Raw genomic sequence first — 3,996 nt, 5'->3', positions numbered from 1 at the left:
CTCGCCGTAGCTTAGTTGCTGGTCGTCGAACACCAGGGCCGGCGCCTCTGGTTGGCGCGTGGCCTGGGCTTCGAACAACTGGTGCACCAGCAAATCGCGCGGGTAATCGACGGCGGTGTCGTTGAAGTCCACCAGCAGTTGTGCGCGCTCGTCGGCCGGCAGCACGTCCAGCGTCGCCACCGGCAACGTGGCATCGTGTTCCAACGCGTCCACCAGCGCCGTGACCGCGCAGTGCAGATAGCTTGCCATGCGCGCCGCATCGAGGCCGCCGGCACACTGCGCGGTGATGACAAAGTCCTCGTCCAGATCGTCCACCGAGACGGTGACTGGATAGTTGGTGCGCTCTTCGCCGCCCGACAAGGTGATACCTTCAAGTCCATCCAGATGGGCGGACGCCGATGCCGGCCGCGAGTGGCGGAAGTTGAGCAGCGTGGTGAACAAGGGCGTGGGCGCCTGCACGCCGCTGCAGCGTTGGGCCAACGCTAGCGGGGCGTTTTCATGCTCCAGCAGCTCGGCGAGCCGGCGGCTGGTTTCGGCGAGCGCCTGCCCGACACTGAGCTGGCCGAGCGGCAGGCGCAACGGCAGCGTGTTGATGAACAGGCCGAGCATGCGGTCGGCGGCGTCGCTGCCTTGCAAGCGCCCAAACAGCACGGTACCGAACACGACATCGTCACGGCCGCAACAGGCCGCCAGCACGCGCGCCCAGGCCAGATGGAACAGCGTCGCGGCCGTGGTGCCGTGGCGCTGCGCGTTCTGGCGGATGCGCCGCGCCAGCATGGGTGCCAGCGCCAAACGGCTTTCATGCACATTGGCACCGCTGCCGTGGGTGTCGAGCACGTCAAACGGCGCGCACGGCTCGACGATGTCGTCCAACTGGCGTTTGAAGTAGGCTTCGTGCACGGCCTGCGGTGTGGCGGACAATTGCGCAATGAAATTGCGGTAAGGCTGGGCTGCCGGCAGCTCGGCCGCACGGCCTTGCAACACTAGGCCGATTTCATCGATCAACAACTCCATCGTCATGTGGTCACATACCATGTGGTGGAAGACGAGCACCATCTGCCAGGCATCCGAGTGCGGATCGCTGGTGATAAAGGGCATAATCAGCGGCGCCTGGCTGAGGTCGAGGCGCAGGCTGTGCGGATCGGCCAGCGCTGCTTCCCGCACTTGCAGCGGCGCGGCGCGTTGTACCAGTTGAACCGGACGTTCCAGTCCCTGACTATGAATGGCGGTGCGCAGGATGTCGTGGCGATCGATGACGTTCTGCAAGGCCGCCAGGAAACGGTCCAGATGGCGGCGGCTGTCGAAGCGCAAGCCAGTGTGCAGCAGGTAGGCATCGCCCGACGTGGACAGCAAATGGTGGAACAGAATACCTTCCTGCAGCGGCGCGAGCGGATAGATGTCCTGGATATTGGGGGCGCCGCCGGTTGTGCCGGCAACAATGCCGTCAATCTCCGCCTGGGATAGCGATACCAGCGGGAGCAGCTCGGGCGAGATATGCTGATGCACTTGCAGCAGCGGGTTGGCCGGGATCTCGACCGCCATGACGGTGTTCGATTCGATCGCCGCCGCCAGTGCCGACAGCGTCGGGTTGCTGAAGATGGATTTCACATCGACCAGCAGCTCCTTTTGCCGCAAGCGTTCGATCATGCCGATGATGAGCAGCGAGTGGCCGCCCAGTTCGAAGAAATGGTCGTGGCGGCCGACCTGTTCGATACCCAGCAGCTCTTGCCAGATGGTGGCGATCACCGTCTCGATGTGACCTTGCGGCGCCTCGTAACCTCGGTCAACCAGCGCCGAGCGGTCCGGAGCGGGCAGGGCCTTGCGGTCGAGCTTGCCGTTCGGGGTCAGCGGGAAGGCGTGCAGCGTGACGAAGGCGGCCGGCACCATGTAGTCGGGCAGGTTGGCGGCCAGGGCGGCGCGCAGGTCGGCGGCGGACGGCGCGGCGCCATCCTGGGCGACCAGGTAAGCCACCAGGCGCTTGTCGCCCGGCTGGTCCTCGCGCGCGACGACCAGCGCCTCGCGCACGCCGTCGCAGGCGGCCAGACGCGATTCGATCTCGCCCAGTTCGACGCGGAAGCCACGGAGCTTGACCTGGAAGTCGTTGCGCCCCAGGTAGTCGAGATTGCCGTCGGCCAGCCAGCGGCCCAGGTCGCCCGTCTTGTACATGCGGGCGTTGGCTTGCTTGCTGAACGGGTCGCGCAGGAAGCGCTCGGCGGTGAGCTCAGGACGGTTCAGGTAACCGAGCGCCACACCATCGCCGCCGACCCAGATTTCTCCCTGCACGTTGACCGGCACCGGTTGCAACGCGGCATCGAGCACATAGGCCGTGGAGTTGGCGATGGGTTTGCCGATCGGAAGAGGCAACACATGGCCCTGGCGCGGCACGGCGTAGCAGGTGCTAAACGTCGTATTTTCGGTCGGACCGTAGACGTTGACAACCGTCACGTGGGGCAGGCGCGCGTGGAGATGCTCGATTGCCGCCACGGGAGCGACGTCGCCGCCGACCAGGATGTGGCTCAGCGATGCGAGGCTTCCGGTGTCGGGATGCATCGCAAATTGTTCGAACAGCGCCGGCGTCGCAAACATCGACGAGACCGCGTGCTTGCCGATCTGCGCGATCAGGGTGCGCAGATCGATCTTGGCGCCGGGATAGAGTGCAAGAACACCGCCGTTGAGCAAGGCGCCCCAGATCTCCAGGGTGGCGGCGTCGAACGCAATCGAACCGCATTGCAACAACACGGTGGTGCTGGACAAGGGCATGAAGCGATTGTTGCATACCAGGCGCAGTACGCCGCGATGCGGCACCACCACGCCTTTGGGCAGGCCGGTCGAACCCGAGGTGTACATCACGTATGCCGTGGCAGTGGCCGTGTTACGCGCCGCCTGCGCTTGCGGCGGATTGACGGTGGGCTGGCCGGCGAGAACGTCGGCGAAGGCCGCATGATCGAGTAGCATGACCGGGGCGGCGCCGGGCGGCAGGCCCAGGTGCTGCTGGGTCAGCACCACGACGGGCGCGCTGTCCTCCAGCATGTAGGCCAGTCGGTCCTGCGGATAGGCCGGGTCGAGCGGCAGATAGGCGCCGCCGGCCTTGAGGATGGCCAGCAGGCCGATCACCAGGTCGAAGCCGCGTTCGACGCAGAGGGCCACGCGGTCGTCCGGCGTCACTCCCTGGGCGATCAGGTGGTGGGCGAGCTGGTTGGCGCGGCGGTTCAACTCGCCGTAGCTTAGTTGCTGGTCGTCGAATACCAGGGCCGGCGCGTCAGGCTGGCGCGCGGACTGGGCCTCGAACAGCTGGTGCACCAGCAAGTCGCGCGGGTAAGCGGTCGCGGTGTCGTTGAAGTCCACCAGCAGTTGCTCACGCTCGGCCTGGCCGAGCAGGGGCAGCGTGGCCAGCGCTTGCGTTGGCTCGGCCACCATCGCAGTCAACAAGTTCTCGAAGTAGACGGCGAAGCGTTCCACGGAATTGCGCTCGAACAGGTCGCTGGCGTAGTCGATGGCGCCGGATAGTACGCCGTCGGTTTCGGCCAGGTTCAGCGACAGGTCGAACTGCACGGTGGTCCGGGCCATCGGCAGGGAAGCCAGATGCAGGCCCGGCAATTGCAGTTCGCTTTGCGGCGTGTTGTTGAGCGCGAACATCGACTGGAACAGCGGGCTGTGGCTCAGGCTGCGCGGCGGATTGAGGGCCTCGACCACTTGCGCGAACGGCAGGTCCTGGTGAGCCAACGCCTGCAAGGTGCTGTTGCGGACCTGCTCAATCAGCGCAGCGGCACTGGCTTGCTCAGCCAGGCGCACGCGCAGCGCCAGGGTGTTGACGAAGAAACCTATCAGGGGTTCAAGCTGCGCATGCTGGCGGTTGGCCACCGGGGTGCCGACGACGAGGTCGTCCTGCCCGCTCAGGCGGGCCAGCAAGGTGGCCCAACCGGCCATCAGGGTCATGAACAGGGTGGCGTCCTGGCGGTGCGCCAGCGCTTGCAGGCCGGCGCTGAGCTCGGCCGA

The 3,996-nt window shown here is 66.0% G+C and carries 1 protein-coding gene; it reads right to left on the bottom strand.

Translation table 11 applies throughout. The features are described from left to right. Positions 1-3,996: non-ribosomal peptide synthetase (locus tag AC1RMD_RS31115; protein ID WP_492932725.1), on the bottom strand; the 3,996-nt coding region annotated here is incomplete at both ends.

Source organism: Duganella sp. GW822-FHT06D06, assembly GCF_058799615.1.
The sequence above is the reverse complement of the archived record's forward strand: the minus strand, read 5'-3'. Positions and strand labels throughout refer to the sequence as shown.